Source organism: Ruminococcus sp. J1101004sp1_RTP21198st1_B9_RTP21198_201120, from assembly GCF_040924245.1.
In the GTDB taxonomy this organism is placed as follows: Bacteria; Bacillota; Clostridia; order Lachnospirales; family Lachnospiraceae; genus Blautia_A; species Blautia_A faecis.
This window is the reverse complement of sequence record NZ_JBCOMI010000039.1, coordinates 1-15,640: the sequence shown is the minus strand read 5'-3', so window position 1 is coordinate 15,640 and position 15,640 is coordinate 1. Positions and strand designations below refer to the sequence as shown.

17 protein-coding genes, 1 tRNA gene, 1 rRNA gene and 1 pseudogene are annotated in these 15,640 nt (G+C 43.5%); 6 read left to right on the top strand and 14 right to left on the bottom strand.

Annotated elements, in window-relative coordinates; translation table 11 throughout:
• Positions 1-40: 40 nt before the first annotated feature.
• From rnr to AB5618_RS18725, 5 genes are all read right to left on the bottom strand, one after another.
• Positions 41-2,485, bottom strand: a complete 2,445-nt coding sequence (gene rnr, locus AB5618_RS18745) for a ribonuclease R (RefSeq protein ID WP_368366978.1) — start codon at positions 2,483-2,485, stop codon at positions 41-43.
• Between the two features lie 197 nt (positions 2,486-2,682).
• Complete coding sequence (gene secG, locus AB5618_RS18740; protein ID WP_118578738.1) at positions 2,683-2,919, bottom strand: preprotein translocase subunit SecG; 237 nt, start codon at positions 2,917-2,919, stop codon at positions 2,683-2,685.
• Between the two features lie 109 nt (positions 2,920-3,028).
• Complete coding sequence (gene eno / locus AB5618_RS18735) at positions 3,029-4,348, bottom strand: phosphopyruvate hydratase (protein WP_173716366.1); 1,320 nt, start codon at positions 4,346-4,348, stop codon at positions 3,029-3,031.
• Between the two features lie 90 nt (positions 4,349-4,438).
• Positions 4,439-4,855 carry an amino acid-binding protein gene (locus AB5618_RS18730; RefSeq protein ID WP_118578742.1) on the bottom strand — a complete coding sequence of 139 codons (417 nt, stop codon included), beginning with the start codon at positions 4,853-4,855 and terminating at the stop codon, positions 4,439-4,441.
• A gap of 151 nt (positions 4,856-5,006) precedes the next feature.
• Positions 5,007-6,107, bottom strand: coding sequence for a Xaa-Pro peptidase family protein (locus tag AB5618_RS18725; protein WP_243879998.1), 1,101 nt, complete (start codon positions 6,105-6,107; stop codon positions 5,007-5,009).
• 602 nt (positions 6,108-6,709) lie between these two features.
• Between AB5618_RS18725 and AB5618_RS18720 the strand changes: the two genes are divergently transcribed.
• Positions 6,710-7,600 (top strand): polysaccharide deacetylase family protein, encoded by an 891-nt coding sequence (locus tag AB5618_RS18720; RefSeq protein WP_368366976.1) that lies wholly within the window; start codon positions 6,710-6,712, stop codon positions 7,598-7,600.
• A 39-nt stretch (positions 7,601-7,639) separates the two neighbouring features.
• Here AB5618_RS18720 and AB5618_RS18715 read toward each other — a convergent pair whose 3' ends face one another.
• Positions 7,640-8,509 (bottom strand): DegV family protein, encoded by an 870-nt coding sequence (locus AB5618_RS18715; protein ID WP_368366975.1) that lies wholly within the window; start codon positions 8,507-8,509, stop codon positions 7,640-7,642.
• 75 nt (positions 8,510-8,584) lie between these two features.
• Positions 8,585-8,725 (bottom strand): annotated as a pseudogene (locus AB5618_RS18710) (DUF6783 domain-containing protein); the annotation flags it as partial.
• Here AB5618_RS18710 and AB5618_RS18705 point away from each other — a divergent pair.
• Entirely contained in the window at positions 8,666-8,800 is a 135-nt protein-coding gene (locus AB5618_RS18705) for a DUF6783 domain-containing protein (protein WP_347709181.1), read from the top strand. The pseudogene AB5618_RS18710 and the gene AB5618_RS18705 sit on opposite strands and share 60 nt — an antisense overlap.
• On the opposite strand, the gene AB5618_RS18700 is transcribed toward AB5618_RS18705, so the two are convergent.
• The 5 genes from AB5618_RS18700 to AB5618_RS18680 form a co-directional block, all read right to left on the bottom strand.
• The gene (locus AB5618_RS18700) at positions 8,797-9,585 is read right to left on the bottom strand and encodes a LytTR family DNA-binding domain-containing protein (protein ID WP_173769377.1); all 789 of its coding nucleotides are present in this window, start codon (positions 9,583-9,585) and stop codon (positions 8,797-8,799) included. The two genes, AB5618_RS18705 and AB5618_RS18700, sit on opposite strands and share 4 nt — an antisense overlap.
• Before the next feature lie 12 nt (positions 9,586-9,597).
• Positions 9,598-10,218 carry a response regulator transcription factor gene (locus AB5618_RS18695; RefSeq protein WP_173769378.1) on the bottom strand — a complete coding sequence of 207 codons (621 nt, stop codon included), beginning with the start codon at positions 10,216-10,218 and terminating at the stop codon, positions 9,598-9,600.
• Between the two features lie 97 nt (positions 10,219-10,315).
• Positions 10,316-11,392, bottom strand: coding sequence for a sensor histidine kinase (locus AB5618_RS18690; protein ID WP_368366974.1), 1,077 nt, complete (start codon positions 11,390-11,392; stop codon positions 10,316-10,318).
• A 274-nt stretch (positions 11,393-11,666) separates the two neighbouring features.
• Positions 11,667-11,717, bottom strand: coding sequence for a hypothetical protein (locus tag AB5618_RS18685; protein WP_334286092.1), 51 nt, complete (start codon positions 11,715-11,717; stop codon positions 11,667-11,669).
• 31 nt (positions 11,718-11,748) lie between these two features.
• The gene (locus tag AB5618_RS18680; RefSeq protein WP_334285446.1) at positions 11,749-11,802 is read right to left on the bottom strand and encodes a DUF6783 domain-containing protein; all 54 of its coding nucleotides are present in this window, start codon (positions 11,800-11,802) and stop codon (positions 11,749-11,751) included.
• Here AB5618_RS18680 and AB5618_RS18675 point away from each other — a divergent pair.
• Genes AB5618_RS18675 through AB5618_RS18660 form a run of 4 tightly spaced genes read left to right on the top strand, consistent with a single transcriptional unit; the run spans position 11,779 to position 15,106 of the window.
• A complete protein-coding gene (locus tag AB5618_RS18675; protein WP_334286093.1) occupies positions 11,779-11,958 on the top strand; it encodes a DUF6783 domain-containing protein in 180 nt (59 codons plus the stop codon). The two genes, AB5618_RS18680 and AB5618_RS18675, sit on opposite strands and share 24 nt — an antisense overlap.
• Positions 11,894-12,835 (top strand): ABC transporter ATP-binding protein, encoded by a 942-nt coding sequence (locus tag AB5618_RS18670; RefSeq protein ID WP_330382797.1) that lies wholly within the window; start codon positions 11,894-11,896, stop codon positions 12,833-12,835. Before AB5618_RS18675 ends, AB5618_RS18670 begins: the two co-directional genes overlap by 65 nt.
• 11 nt (positions 12,836-12,846) lie before the next feature.
• Positions 12,847-13,971, top strand: coding sequence for an ABC transporter permease (locus AB5618_RS18665; RefSeq protein ID WP_148463513.1), 1,125 nt, complete (start codon positions 12,847-12,849; stop codon positions 13,969-13,971).
• On the top strand, positions 13,958-15,106 hold the full coding sequence (locus tag AB5618_RS18660) for an ABC transporter permease (protein ID WP_148463512.1): 1,149 nt from the start codon (positions 13,958-13,960) through the stop codon (positions 15,104-15,106). The genes AB5618_RS18665 and AB5618_RS18660 overlap by 14 nt, the downstream gene beginning before the upstream one ends.
• A 201-nt stretch (positions 15,107-15,307) precedes the next feature.
• Here AB5618_RS18660 and AB5618_RS18655 read toward each other — a convergent pair.
• Both AB5618_RS18655 and AB5618_RS18650 read right to left on the bottom strand, forming a co-directional pair.
• Positions 15,308-15,378, bottom strand: a tRNA-Trp gene (locus AB5618_RS18655).
• 146 nt (positions 15,379-15,524) lie between these two features.
• Positions 15,525-15,640, bottom strand: a 23S ribosomal RNA gene (locus AB5618_RS18650); the annotation flags it as partial.

Below are 15,640 nucleotides of genomic sequence, written 5' to 3'. Positions count from 1 at the left end.
AAAGCGTGTTTTTGATCGCAGAATGAACAGTAACTTCTAATTACCACTCTTGATCCTCTGCCAGAACAAAATCCACAGTCTTCAGCATGGTATCTGCGTCCGCAACTCTCACACGCACCTTCTGTCCCAGTGCAAACACCTTGTGTGTCACATCGCCGATCAACTCGTAAGCATCCTGATCAAAGGTGTAGTAATCATCCCTCAGTGTATTTACATGAACCAGTCCCTCTACCGTATTTGGAAGTTCCACATAGAAGCCCCAGCCAGTAACACCGGAAATGATTCCTTCAAATTCTTCCCCAATATGGTAAGACATATATTCTGCTTTTTTCAGCTTGTCAGATTCTCTCTCTGCTTCGTCCGCCCGGCGCTCACATACACTGGACTGGCGTGCCACATCTTCCAGAATCTCTTTATAATGCTCTGTTTTTCCCTCTCTTTCTAGACGTCCCCGAAGCTTATCCTTAATAATCCTGTGAATCTGAAGATCCGGATAACGACGGATTGGAGAAGTAAAATGGCAGTAATATTTCGCTGCAAGTCCAAAATGGCCGCTGCATTCTGTAGTATACTTCGCCTGTTTCATGGTTCGAAGAGTAAGGCGGCTGATCTGTGGCTCATTTGGAAGTCCCTCAATGCTCTCCAGAATAGTCTGGATTTCCTTCGGGGTAATCTCCTGTCCATGCTTCTGCACCGGCACTCCCTGATTATGAAGAAGTGTGAGAAGGCTCTCCACTTTCTCGGGATCCGGTGTCTCATGGGTACGATAAACAAACGGCATATCATCCCTGCAGCACTCCTCTGCCACAGTCTCATTTGCCATAAGCATGAAATCCTCTATGATCCTTGTTGCCACATTTGCCTCATATGGCTTAATGTCAATGGCTCTTCCTGCTGCATTTAAGATAATCTTGCTCTCCGGAAAATCAAAATCAATGGAGCCTCTGTGATGGCGGTTTCCACGAAGGATTTCAGAAAGCTCTTTCATCAGGAAAAACATGGGAACAAGTTTTTCATAGCGTTTCTTTGCCTCTTCGTCAGTATCCTCCAGAATGTTTTTCACATCTGTATAATTCATTCTCTCATCTACACAGATCACAGTCTCTGCAATCTTATGGGAAATCATATTTCCTTTTTTATCAATATCCATAAGACAGCTTAAAGTAAGACGATCCTGCCCCTGGTTCAGAGAACAGATTCCGTTGGAAAGCCGTACCGGGAGCATAGGAATTACGCGGTCTGCCAGATATACACTGGTTCCTCGCTTCAACGCCTCACGGTCAAGGGCACTTCCTCCCTGTACATAATTGCTTACATCTGCAATGTGAACACCAAGATGATAGATGCCATTCTCCTTTGTCAAAGTAACTGCATCATCCAGATCCTTGGCGTCTTCTCCGTCGATGGTGACGGTCTGAAGATGGCGAAGATCCAGTCGGCCATCCCTGTCAGCATCCAGAACATGATCCGGTACACGGTCAGCCTGACGGATTACTTTATCCGGAAATTCGCTTGGAATGCCAAAGCTTTTTACAATGGCAAGGATATCTGTTCCAGGTGCACGGCAGCTTCCCAGATTCTCTACGATCTTACCTTCCGGATTGCGGTTCTTGCTTCCGTAGCTGGTGATTTCCACCACTACCTTATCCCCGTCCTTAATTCCCTGGGAATCTTTCCTCGGAATAAATACATCCCTGGAAAATTTAGGATTGTCACTTACCACAAAACCAAAGTCACGGCTGTTCTCGTAGGTTCCCACGATCTGGGTCATACCTCTTTCCAGAACTTTTACTACAATTCCCTCGCGGCGTTTGCCTTCCTGCGGCTCTTTTGTGATTATAACACGAACCTTATCCTGGTGCATAGCCGTTCCGGTACAATCTTCCGGAATAAATACGTCGTTGTCTTCCCCCTCGATTTCCACGAAGCCAAAGCCCTTGGGATGACCGATGAAGGTGCCTTCCACAGATGGACTGTCCGGATATTCGTTCTCCAGACGGGCAAGGCGGAATTCCGGATCATCATCCTCGTAGCGTCTGCCGTGTTTCTTATCGTTGTACTTATCTTTTCCCCTGCTGTAACGATCGTCGGATTTGCGGTGATCACACTTTCCAGCCTGCTTATCATTATATTTCTTATCGGAATGTTTCTCATCTTTCTTCCCGGTACGTCTCTCGGAGCTTTCTTCTGTATATTTCCCGGAACGTTTACCCGAAAACTTCTCGTCACGTTCTTCTCTTTTTCCACGCTGCTTCTCTTTCCCGCGCTTTCTTCCAGTTATTTTGGAATAACGTCCCTTGGAATCCAGGTCAGCCTTTCCCTCTGCTATCAGATCATCCAGAACACGGTACAGATCTTTCTTCTCGTCCTTTGAAAGGCGCAGAAGACCTGCAATTTCCCGGAAACGCATAGGCTGGTACACTGGATCACCAAGAAGCTCCATCATAAATTTTTTTCGTTTGTCAAATTCTCTGTCTTTACTCAATTTGTCTCCTTCTTAATACCTGCACACGCAAGCTGCTCTATTAAAATCGCACGCACAGACTGTAATTATCACAAAACTTTTCTACCATCTTTCCATAATTTCCTATTATCAGGAAAGAATCCTGCAAAGCAGGATTTTCCGCTTACATAAAAAACACTCTTGCGATCAGATCAACAAGAGTGTTTCCCAGTTTATTCTTAGAAATTCAGGTTCAATACAACTGCCAGTACAAAGAACAAAACTCCCATAACTGTAGTTGCCTTAACAAGACCGCCCTCCATGGAACGTCCTTTGTTCTTACCCCAGTATGTGTCTGCAGCTCCGGCGATCGCACCAAGCCCCTGTGACTTACCTTCCTGCATAAGGACTACTACGGTAAGGGCAATACAATCTATAACAAAAAGAATTGTTAAAATCGTTCTTAAAATCTGCACGTGGTTACACCTCCTAATCAACTAGGAGATATTGTACCATAGCCAGCATTTGATTTCAACTCTTTTTTATCTTGAATTTGGACAAATTACGCTATCGTTTTTTTCAGGGTCAGGCAAACGGATTCTCATACATCGACAGTCTGCCAAGCTGCTCATGGATTCTCAGAAGCTGATTATACTTGGCATTTCTATCTGAACGACATGGTGCACCAGTCTTGATCTGCCCAGCACCAGTTGCCACTGCAAGATCTGCAATAAAGGAATCCTCCGTTTCACCGGAGCGGTGGGAAATAACAGAGCGATAACCCGCCCGTGCAGCCAGTTCTACTGCCTCCAGAGACTCTGTCAGGGTTCCGATCTGATTTACCTTGATCAGGATTGCATTTGCTGTTCCAAGCTTTATTCCACAGGACAGCCGTTTGATATTTGTCACAAAAAGGTCATCCCCAACCAGCTGTACACGGCTTCCAAGCCGCTCCGTCATAGCTTTCCAGCCCTCCCAGTCATCCTCCTGCAGTCCGTCCTCGATAGAAACAACAGGAAATTCATCCAACAGATTTTCGTAATAACGGATCATTTCATTAGAATCCCGGATTACTTCTTTTCCAGTCATCTTACTCTCCCCAGGAAAATAGTAACCATCTTTTTCTCCGTCATATAATTCACTGGCTGCCGCATCAATGGCAATGCCAATATCTTTTCCCGGCTCATATCCGGCGTTCTTCACAGCCTCAAGGATCAATTCCAGAATCTCCCTGGAATCCTTCAGATCCGGTGCAAAACCACCCTCATCGCCCACTGCTGTAGACAGATTTTTCTTTTTTAAAAGAATCCTCAGTGACTGATAAATCTCCACACACATGCGGATTCCCTCTGAAAAACAGGAAGCCCCAACTGGCATGATCATAAACTCCTGAAGATCCACTGTATTGTCCGCATGCCGCCCGCCATTCAAAATATTCATCATTGGTACTGGCATCCTGTTCGCATGACAGCCTCCGATATACTGATAAAGCGGAATCCGAAGTGCCATAGCGGCTGCCCTCGCCACCGCCATAGAAACACCAAGAGTGGCATTCGCCCCAAGATTGCTTTTATTGTCCGTACCATCTGTCTGGATCAGAAGAGAATCAATATAGGTCTGATCCAGTGCATTTTCTCCCAGAATTGCCTCCGAGATTTTCGTGTTTACATTATCCACTGCTTTTTGTACACTAAGACCTTTATAATTTCCTTTATCGCCGTCTCTTAGCTCCAGTGCTTCGAATTTTCCTGTGGACGCGCCGGATGGAACTGCTGCACGGCCTGTATATCCATTGATTCCAATAACGCCTTCTCCAACTGTCACTTCTACCTCCACAGTAGGATTGCCTCTGGAATCCAGAATTTGTCTTGCGTGAATCTTCCGAATAGGCAAATACCGTAACATTTCCTTACCTCCTAAAGATTGATAACGGTAGTTTTTCCAACTATTCAGAGTTCTATGCAGGATTTCAGATTCTGTTTCTGCCTAAAGTGCTCAATGAACCTCAGAAATGGAATTAAATCCCTTATTTCTCAGACATGCCTCCACCTCACTGATATCCGGTACGTGGAGAACCATGATCGGAAGTCCGGTAGCACGGTTGAAAGACAGATACAGATAATCAATATTGATGTTGCTCTCCTGGAGACTGAGAAGCAGTTTGTTCAGATTACCAACCTCATCCTTTACCTCGATTCCAAGAACATCACTAAGCTTACAGATAAAACCAGCCTTTGTCAGCGCTTCTAACGCCTGCTCAGGTTTGGAAACAACCATACGTATAATTCCATATTCAGCACTGTCATTGGTAACAGAACCAAGGATATTAATATCCTCCTCCAGGAGGATTCCAGTCACCTTCTGCATTTTCCCTTTGATATTTTCCGCAAAAATTGACAATTGTTTCAGCATTTTCTTATTCCTTTCCATATTTTAATAACAATATTAACATTTTAATCGTAAAAGAAACTCAGATGCCGCCCGGGCAGATAATTTTCTTTCACAAAACAGACATTTCGCCTGTCGGCGACATCACTATCTATTCACTATATATATCAGCTCTTTATTTCTCAACGGGAACCTCAATCAGTTCCTTAGGAGAATGTGCCAGATTGCGGCAGCCATCCTCCGTTACCACTACCATATCCTCAATGCGAACCCCTCCGAAACCAGGTACATAAATACCCGGCTCAACAGTCTCGATCATATTGGCTTTCAGAATGGTATCGTCAGAGGGAGACAGGCGCGGACTTTCATGGATGAAAAGACCTACACTGTGACCAAGTCCGTGGCCAAAACAGTCACCGTAACCAGCCTCTGTAATAATATCTCTCGCCACCTTATCCACACTCGCTCCGCTTACACCAGCCTTTACTGCTGCAAGACCGGCCAGCTGTGCTTTTAATACAACATTGTAAATTTCTTTCTGTTTATCGCTTGCTTTTCCGAGGACAAAGGTACGTGTCATATCGGAGCAGTATCCCTTGTATTTACAGCCAAAATCACAGGTAACAAAATCCCCTTCCTCCAGCTTCTTATATCCTGGGATTGCATGAGGCATGGAAGAATTCAGACCGGAAGCGATGATCGTGTTAAAGCTTAAATCCTCTGCTCCCTCTTTTTTCATCAGATATTCCAGCTCTGCCGCAGCTTCCAGCTCTGTCATTCCTGGTTTCACGATTTTCAAAAATTCTGCAAATGCTTTGTCCCCGATTTCTTCAGCTCTTGCCAGGTACTCCAGTTCTTCCTCAGTCTTAATCTGGCGAAGATCATCGATTCTGCTGCCAAGAGGTGTCCATGTCTGAACCGGCAGTTCCTTTCTGAGCTTATCAAAATCACAGCAAAGCATGGACTGGTCCTCATATCCCATATGGAAATCTCCACTTACATTCTCCTTCTCCATGCACTCCTTCAGGATCGTCTGACGGTTATGCTCACGACACTCTTCGATTACTGTGAAATCGCTCTCTTTACCGGCCTGCTCCGTATAACGGGAATCTGTGACCAGCACCTTCTGGGCTGCTGAAATATATAAAGCGCCCTCGCCGCCGCGAAAACCGCTTACATGTCGCATGTTATACGGATCTGTGATCACAAGGGCATTCAGTTTCAATTCATCAAGAATTGCATTTAACATCTTCGCTTCCTCCTCATCTTCTGTCATACAGCTTCCCAGCACTTTATCACGTTGAAAAGCCATATTCTTTATAGTTTCATCATACCACATTATACGCGGAAATATTGTCTGAATTTTCAATTCTTTTCGCACATATAAACTTTTTATTTTATATAAAATAATATTTTTTCAAATTATTTGTTGACAAACAGGAAGTAATCTGTTATAGTAAGCTCATAAAACAAAAGGAACTTAAAAATAAAAACAAAAAGGAGTGAGACCACCGAAAACATAAGTTCATTACTTATAATCTAAGAAAGAGAGGTACGGACCACCAGAAGCATAACGAAACATCTTAATTTTTAACACTTTAAGAAAAGCGAGGTACAGTCCACCAAGAACGTAAGCCTTAATTCCAATTGTTTTAAACGCATAATATATTCGGAAAGAGAGGTACATTCCATTGGATATGGATCAGATTTAAGCCACCAGTAAACGTCGATGCTGGTGGCTTAATTAATGCCTGGATTTTCCTTTCATTTTCAGGCAGCTGCCTTGCCCTTATTCGCATGATTTTTCAAACACGCTCTGGCATAAACCTTTTATTTTCTCATATATCTGTAAAAAAATACTCGTGAGGTTTTCTCTTCATGAAATTTCCCATTTTTTCTTTTCCAGCACTGAAGGAAAAATTCTCTTCGCATATTCCCTCTTTTTGCTCGAAAAATCGCCCTGCGATCAAAGACTTTCTCCACTACGCCGGCGTTCCTCTTCTCTTCACCCTGTCCTTTCTGGCTGGTTCTGCCACCCGGGTGATCGTCCAACATTTTTCGCCCCCGGAAGCAGTCGCTACTTCATCAGACTGCGCAAGCTGGGGACTCAGTTTCCAGGAAGAAGGAAAACGTCCTGTAGGAAATGCTTCCATCCAAGAGCTTGCTTCCTATAACGCCTACTTTGCAAAGGATACCCAGGAGAAAATACTCTATCTTACTTTTGACTGTGGCTATGAAAATGGCAATACACCGCTGCTTCTTAATGCATTGAAAAAACACAATGTAAAAGCAACTTTTTTCGTTGTTGGAAATTTCATAAGAGATAATGGAGATCTGATAAAAGAAATGGTTCAGGAAGGGCATATTGTAGGAAATCATACCCTCTCTCACCCGGATATGTCCGGGATTTCTTCTCTGAATGATTTCAGGAAACAGCTGGAGGGCGTGGAAAATCTGTATAAAGAAACGACCGGAGAATCCATGACGAAATTCTACCGGCCGCCTCAGGGAATTTACAATACAGCAAATCTGTCCATGGCAAAGGAACTGGGGTATAAAACCTTCTTCTGGAGTCTTGCCTACGTGGACTGGTATCAGGATAAACAGCCAACCAGAGAGGAAGCCTTCGATAAGCTTCTCACACGAATCCACCCAGGGGCAATTGTCCTGCTGCACAATACTTCTTCCACAAATGGACAGATTCTGGATGAACTGCTGACCAAATGGAAAGAAATGGGATATACATTTGGAACGCTCAATGATTTCTGAATTTTTGCTATCCTGGAGCGTGTCTGAAAAAGGCTTTCGTTATCTGTTATTTCCAAAATAAATAACCGCCTGTACTCCAGGACCAGTATGAATTCCAATAATCGGGCTCATTGGCATAATAATAACCTGAGCCTGTGGTACAGCTTCCAGGATAGCAGCCTTCTCTTTCTCAGCCTGCTCAGCAGCATCACCGTGACAGATAAATACATAAGGATGCTCCTCATTTAATCCGGAGCTGATATACTTGGAAACGATCGTATTCATAGCAGCCTTGGAGCCACGTACCTTCTCCGGAATTTCCAGAGTTCCATCCTCCACAATACGAAGAATCGGTTTAATCTTCAGCTTACCGCCGATCCAGGCGATTGTGGGGGAAATACGTCCGCCGCGTTTCAGAAAATCAAGATCATCTACTGTAAACCAATGGCAGATGTGGAGGCGATTCTCCTCTAGCCATGAAGTATTCTCCTCCAGGGACATTCCCTTATTCTGATTTTCTGCTGCCAGGATCACCAGGATTCCCTGTCCTCCTGTGGCTGCAAGAGAATCCAGACAGGAAATCTTACGCTCCGGGTACGCTTCCATCAGATCAGCAGCTGCAATGCGAGAGCTCTGCCATGTAGAAGTCAGTCCTCCGGAAAGGGAAATATAAAGAATATCCTTGCCCTCTTTCAGAAACGGTTCAAAACAATCGGTATATGTAGCCGGGGAAATCTGGGAAGTACTTCCGGTTCCACCTGCACGAAGCTTGTCATAAAAAGCCCTGCTGTCCCAGTTTCCCGGATTCCTGTGCGGACACTCCTCTCCGTTTAACTGGTATACCATAGGAATCAGATGAATCTGCCCCTTATCTAACATGTCTGCCGGAATATCTGCAGATGTATCTGTTATGATCACATAATCACTCATACTGGGTTCTCCTTGTTTAATTGGCAATTCCTTATACCGTAATCGGTTAAGTGCTCCCATTATAGCATACTTCTTTTATGACGTGTGTGTTTTTTTACATTTTTGGTACTTTTGTAACGTTTTCCACAGAGCATGTTGGAAAAGCATTCCCGCGATCTGCACGCCCCACTTTGCGGTATATTTCGTCCGAATTCGGTTGCCGTAGCCCGCTACGGCGCCCTCATCCGGGCAAAATTTCCCACAAATTGTGACGCACATCTTGCAGAAAGCCTTTTTTCAGATACGCTCTAACGGGCTACAATTATTTTTTGCAGCGTCTTTTTTACTGCCGTATACTTTTTTTCCGGAACTGGAAGTTCCCGTCCTCCTGTTACAGTCATTTTAAATCTGCGGATAGAATGGACATGTGCCGGGTTTACCATGTAACTCTCGTGGCACTTCAGAAACAGGTTCCCATAACGTTTTTCCAGAGTTTTCAGGCTTTCTGTAGACTCAAACTCCTGATCCAGAGTATGGATCACCGTATGATTGCCGAGACTTTCCACATAGATCACACGCGACCAATTCAGGTAAAGAATGGACTTATCAATTCCTTTCACGTAAATCCGCTCTGATCTGGTCTCTCCTGTAAGGACAAACTTACGATAATTCTCATCATAATGTACCGGATAAATGCCATCCCTCTCATCATACTGAATTGCATTTGAAATAAAGATCACACGTATCTTCGGCACACCTTTTTGCTCCACCCAGGTAAACTGCATGCGCTGATTTACCCGGCTTGCACTGTTGTCCGGCCAGATCGTATCTACCAGCATAAAAGTCATGATCTCTGCCACCGTACTGCTTGTAGTGGCAAGCGGCAGCACCGTCAGATTATTCAGGGAAAACTTCAGTTCGTGTTTCTCAGCGTGAAAAGCATCTACCAGATTTTTTCTTCCGCGGATCACCTGCTTGTCTGCAGGTCCTATCCAAAGAACATCCTCATGACAAGAGTTCAAAAAAGGCTCTATCTCATTGTTATAATATAAATTCAAAAGCTCTGCTGTCCGGTCTCCAATTTTCTGTATGTTCATCTTCTGTCGCTCCTATTTATGCTGGTAATAAAAAACTGCCACCTGTGTACGGTCACGCAGCTGCAGTTTTTCCAGAATCATGCTCAGATAATTCCGCACGGTTCCTTCACTCAGGAAAAGCTCTGCCGCAATCTCCTTATTGCTGTATCCATTTGCGATCAGCTCTATCATCTCAAATTCTCTCTCATTAATGTCATATTTTCCATAATCAAACTTCTTTTCTCCCTGCAAAAGGTCTGGAATCCTGGAAACTATTTCTGTCCCAAATACTGTCTGCCCACAGTAAACTGCCCGAAGTGCAGGCAGAATACTGCCGTAATCCTGCTTCAGAAGATATCCCTTTGCACCAAGACGCAGGGCTTTTACTATGTATTCGTCATCGGAAAAAGTGGTAAGAAGCAGAATATTTGCCTTTGGATACCTGGACAAAATACTCCGGGATGCTTCCAGACCGTCCATTTTCTCCATTCGAATATCCATAAGGAGCACATCCGGCTCATACCTTTCATAAAGCTCACAGGCCTCTTTTCCGTCTGCTCCAGTCGCTAACACTTCCACATCCTCATTCACTTCCAGAATGGTTTTCAAAGCACCCGCCACCAGGCAGTCATCGTCTACAATTATTATTTTCATTTCTTACTCCTGCTTTTCTTTCATTTCCGGAATACATTCAAAAAATATTTTTCATAATCTGTATGCCCGCTTTACTGTATCTTTATCGGAATCCACCTCAACCACATTTGGGTATTGTAATAAAAATCCGGAATCCCTTATCCGTAAAAATCTGTATGGTTCCACCCAGGGCATTTACCCTTTCTTTCATATTTACAATTCCAATACCGGATTTTTCCGGATCATAAAAAGTATCTGTCCCATTATCCTCTATACAAAGCTGGTACAGTCCCGGATGCTCCCGAAGGATCAGCTGCACCTTCGTAGCGTTACTGTGCTTCATAATATTTGCGAAGGCCTCTTTGGTAATACTGATAAAACAGTATTTCACCTCCCTTGGAACCTCTCTTGTCATATCATAAACCATCTGCACCGAGCAAAATGTAAACTCATGAACCAGGCTCTTTTCCACTTCTTCTAAATTTACTGCTTCGTCGTGAAGGTCATGGACACTATTTCTGATGCTGTTCATGGCATGGTTCAGGGAATCCTCCAGATTTTTCAGCATGGCGGTCATCCCGGGATCTTTATTTATGGTCTTTGCAGCTCCTACCATAAGGATTGAACGTGAAAGTACATGTCCCACATTATCGTGGATTTCCCTGGCGATCCGGTTTCGTTCCTTTAAGGTAGCATTATAGATCTCATAATCCTGTTTTTCCTGCAAAGCTTTATTTTTCTGAGACAAAAGCAGGTTTCGCTCCTTAGAATCATCCTGGGTCCTTCGCAGCTTCTCTTCCAGAATCTGACTCTTTGCGGTATTTCTCTCCATAAAAAACGCCAGTAAAAATCCAAATACACCGGTCATTGCAAAAAGACCCATGTTTTCCCTGCTTTCAGGTATTTTCCAGAGAAAAAACATCACTGCTACTGCTGCCAGCCCCCTCATTTTTTCATGAAAAAGCAGATAAAAAAGACATGGATAAAAGATAAAGATCTCTGGAACAGCCAGTCCCAGAAATCCGAACAAAATGCAAAGGATTAACCGCAATGCCTTCTTTCTCACCGTATATCCACAACAGATCACACTTACACAGCTCAAAAAAGCAATCAGAAAGCCTGCCACTGGCGGCAGAAAAAAAAGTGACAGAAAGCTATAAAATACCAGCAATCCACAGTCCCAAAAGTATCCCACTCTGTCACCTTCTTTCTCATTTTTCCCAACTACTGCTGTTCACTCCGTAACCGGTAATTTTCAAATATTTAACCTGTTTTTTTACATATATGCCTTACAGACATTTCCCTTATTATAGTATAACTGACCTTGCGCTGTAAAGAAGGTTCTGCGCTTTATAACATTACGGTTTACTGATAATGTTCCGCGAGATGTTTTTGTGAATGGAACGAACTGTAATTTTATGACATTTGTCATGTGAAGACCGTGACATCTGACACTTGGCGCTTTTCCCTCATTCCTTTATACTAGAGTGTACTTGAAAAAGCATTCCTGCAATCTGCATGCTCCACTTTGCCGGTATATTTCGCCCAAATTCAGTTGCCGTAGCCCGCTACGGCGTCCTCATCCGGGCAAAATCTCCCACAAATTGTGACGTACATCTTGCCGAAAGCCTTTTTCAAACACGCTCCAAATTTATGATACAGCTACTATACGGGGAAAATCCGAAGGAGGAAAATCGTGTCCACAAATATTGTTCAAATAGAAAATCTGGTAAAAAGATATGGGAACCTGGTGGCACTTGATCACCTGAACCTTAGTATTTCGGAAGGAGAGGTTTTTGGTCTTCTTGGTCCCAACGGCTCTGGAAAAACTACTGCTATCAATTGTATGCTTTCTCTTCTCAAATACGACAAAGGCAGCATTCATATTTTCGGAGAAGAAATGCGTCCTGACAATTACAAAGTAAAACAGCAGATTGGAATCGTGCTGCAGAATGTGGCTGTTTTTGACGAACTGACTGTCTATGAAAACATTGATTATTTCTGTGGGCTTTATGTCCCGGATAAGAGGAAAAGAAAAGAACTGGTGGAAGAAGCCATTACCTTTACCGATCTTAACGATTACCGGAAAATGCGTCCAAAGAAGCTCTCAGGCGGTCTTCTCCGCCGACTGAATATTGCCTGCGGAATTGCTCATAAGCCTCGTCTGATCATTATGGATGAGCCAACGGTAGCCGTTGATCCCCAGAGCCGGAACAAAATCCTGGAAGGCATTCAGAAGCTGAATGAACAGGGTTCCACCATCATTTACACTTCCCATTATATGGAAGAAGTGGAGCAGATCTGTACACGGATCGCAATTATGGATCACGGTCATGTAATTGCCTCCGGCACCAAAGAGGAGCTGAAAAAAATGATCAAAACCGGCGAGACCATTACTATTGAGGCCATTCCTCTTACCTCGGAGAATCTGGCTGACATCCGGGCTCTTCCACACGTATTTGACCTGCATTACGAGGAACAGATTCTCACTGTACGGTGCACAGGTGCCCGTCACAACCTGATCCGGCTTCTCAATTACCTGCAGAGCCAGGATATTTCCTTTGGTCAGGTTTCCTCTGAGCTGCCTACTTTAAATGACGTATTTCTGGAAATCACAGGGAAACAGCTGCGAGATTAAGGAGGACTACCATGCTGCATTTGATCAAATATAACCTTCTGGTAAAGCTGAAAAACTTTGCAACCACTTTCTGGCCTCTTATTTTTCCAATTCTTCTTGGAACTATGTTCTATTTTGCTTTTGGAAATATTGATGATGCTGATTTCGAGACTGTACAGGTTGGAATTGTAAAAGAGGACGGCGCTGACACGTTGTTTCTTATGTTTCTGGATCAAATTGAAAACAACGGAAATCATCTGATTGCTGCTCAGGAATTATCTGAATCTGCTGCACTTACCAAACTGGAAAATGAAGAAATTTCCGGTATTTATCAGGTGGGAAGCTCCCCTTCCCTTACAGTAGCTTCCAACGGAATCCCCCAGAGCATCCTTCAGTCCATTTTGTCCGGCTACGAAACCGGAAAAAGTACCATCCGCAATATAGTCCGCACACATCCATCCGGTCTGTGGGACGGAATCCAGCAGATGTTAAATCAGCAGGAAACACTTACTGAAGTTTCACTTGGCGGACAGACTATTAACGGAAGTGCACAGTTTTTCTATGCATTGATTGCAATGACCTGCCTCTATGGCTGTTTTATCGGATTTGGCTCTGCCATAACTCTTCAAGCCAATCTCACAGCACTTGCCGCACGACGCTGCGTCACTCCAACGCATAAACTGAAGCTGATTCTTTCAGAGCAGATTGCTTCTTTTTTGCTTGGCTATTTCGATGTAATCGTGTTGCTGATCTATCTTCGCTATATTTTAAAGCTGGATTTTCAGGGAAAAATCGGACCCATGCTGCTTATTTCTTTTTTCGGATCCCTGATCGGGGTTTCTATTGGAATTTTTGTAGGTAGTCTTGGAAAAATGAAAGAAGGGGGAAAGATTGGTATTATTCTTGGTTTTTCCATGGTCTGCAGCTTTTTATCAGGACTTATGAACAATACCATGAAGGATCTGATAGAAAAAAATATGCCTGTTATTAACCGGATCAATCCAGCAGCACTTATTTCTGATGCTTTTTACTGCATCAATGTGTATGACGATATGAGCCGCTATTACCGCAACCTGTTCACTCTTGCAGTGATGAGCATAACATTAGTGACTGCTTCATTTTTACTGATCCGGAGGGAAAGCTATGATAGTATTTAAATGTTACATGAAAATTTTAAGACAGAATGTGACGCTGGTCATTATATATCTTGGTATTTTCTTTTCTGTGGCTCTTGTCATGCAGATGGCCGCTGGAAAAAGTGAAGACAGCCTTTATGCAAATACCAGCATTGATATTGGAGTGGTAAAGGAAGATCAAGGCGTTCTGGCTCAGGGATTTGTGGATTATCTTAACACGATTCACAATGTAATTCCTATGAAAAATAATCCGGAAGTACTTCAGGAAAATCTCTTTTACCGTAATGTGGAATATATTGTGCAGATTCCAGCTGACTTTTACGAGGCTTGCATTCAAGGAAATCAGCCACTGAAGGTCACCAAGGTTCCAGGATCCTACAGCTCCTATTATGTTGACCAGCAGATCAGCAGTTATATCAGTACCATCCGGACTTATGTTGCTGCCGGTTTTTCCCAGGAGGAAGCCGTTCAGGCAGTAAAAACCGAAGTTCATAAACCGGTCACCAAGATTTCCTCTGATTCTGCAAGCAGTGATCTGGTTCCTTACACTTATTATTTTCGTTATATTCCTTATCTTTTTCTGGGAGCTCTTTGCTATACCATGGGATATATTCTTATGGCTTTCAAAAAGGGAGATATTCAGAAACGGATGGAAGCTTCCGCTATTTCAGTGAGACATCAATCCCTGGAGGGATTGCTGGCAATGGGAGTGATCGGTGCCATTCTGTGGCTTCTTGGTATCCTGGGTGTTGTGCTGATGTATGGTAATACCTTTTTGAATTCTGAACTTTGTGGCTATTATATTGCAAATACGTTGCTTATGTTAGTAGTTTCACTGTCACTCTCTTACCTGATTGGAATGTTTATTCCAAACAGCAATATTTTAAGCGGCGTAGCCAATATTGTTTCTCTTTCCATGTGCTTCCTCTGTGGCGTCTTCGTCCCTATGGATGTGATGGACAAATCGGTTCTGAAAGTCGCCCAGTTTCTGCCAGTATACTGGTATGAACAGGTAAATGAAATTCTAAGCCGGCATCATTCCCTGACACCGGAGCTTCTTGGAAAGGTACGGATCAGTATGGGAATTGAGGTGTTGTTTGCCGCCACGTTTGTGTGTCTGATTCTGGTAGTTTCAAGGTATCGAAAAGAGGGGTAATGCCCCTCTTTTCTGCACATGATTCTACTATTTTAGCAATAAATCAATAGAAATGAATTAAAAACAAATCAAACAGGTCATATCTTTTTAGAAACTAGGAATCATTCCTAGTTGACATCATAGGTGACATCGTTAGAAAATCCCACAAAATGAAAAACGCCGGAAACCCAGTAAAATCAAGGCTTCCGACGCTTAAGAAAACAGGGGATGAGAGAATCGAACTCCCACCAAAGGTTTTGGAGACCCCTATCATACCATTTGACCAATCCCCTATTTTATGAAGAAAAAGTGACTATTACTAGTCACGTCTCTTTGAAAGGTTTTGTACCTTCAAAACTACATACATGTTACATCCTAATGGAATCATTTTACCTCTGCGTGAGTCCGGCAGCCGCTTTGCAGCCGTCTTTCTCATTTCTTGGTCAAGCCCTCACCCTATTAGTAACAGTCAGCTCCGTGTGTTACCACACTTCCACCCCTGCCCTATCTACCTCGTCGTCTTCAAGGGGGTTTACTTCTTTCGAATGGGACATC

Coding starts and splice junctions, on each gene's coding strand:
- eno (WP_173716366.1), bottom strand. CDS start 4,348: ATGTTACGGTATTTGCCTATTCGGAAGATTCACGCAAGACAAATTCTG.
- AB5618_RS18730 (WP_118578742.1), bottom strand. CDS start 4,855: ATGCTGAAACAATTGTCAATTTTTGCGGAAAATATCAAAGGGAAAATG.
- AB5618_RS18725 (WP_243879998.1), bottom strand. CDS start 6,107: ATGACAGAAGATGAGGAGGAAGCGAAGATGTTAAATGCAATTCTTGAT.
- AB5618_RS18720 (WP_368366976.1), top strand. CDS start 6,710: ATGAAATTTCCCATTTTTTCTTTTCCAGCACTGAAGGAAAAATTCTCT.
- AB5618_RS18715 (WP_368366975.1), bottom strand. CDS start 8,509: ATGAGTGATTATGTGATCATAACAGATACATCTGCAGATATTCCGGCA.
- AB5618_RS18700 (WP_173769377.1), bottom strand. CDS start 9,585: ATGAACATACAGAAAATTGGAGACCGGACAGCAGAGCTTTTGAATTTA.
- AB5618_RS18695 (WP_173769378.1), bottom strand. CDS start 10,218: ATGAAAATAATAATTGTAGACGATGACTGCCTGGTGGCGGGTGCTTTG.
- AB5618_RS18665 (WP_148463513.1), top strand. CDS start 12,847: ATGCTGCATTTGATCAAATATAACCTTCTGGTAAAGCTGAAAAACTTT.
- AB5618_RS18660 (WP_148463512.1), top strand. CDS start 13,958: ATGATAGTATTTAAATGTTACATGAAAATTTTAAGACAGAATGTGACG.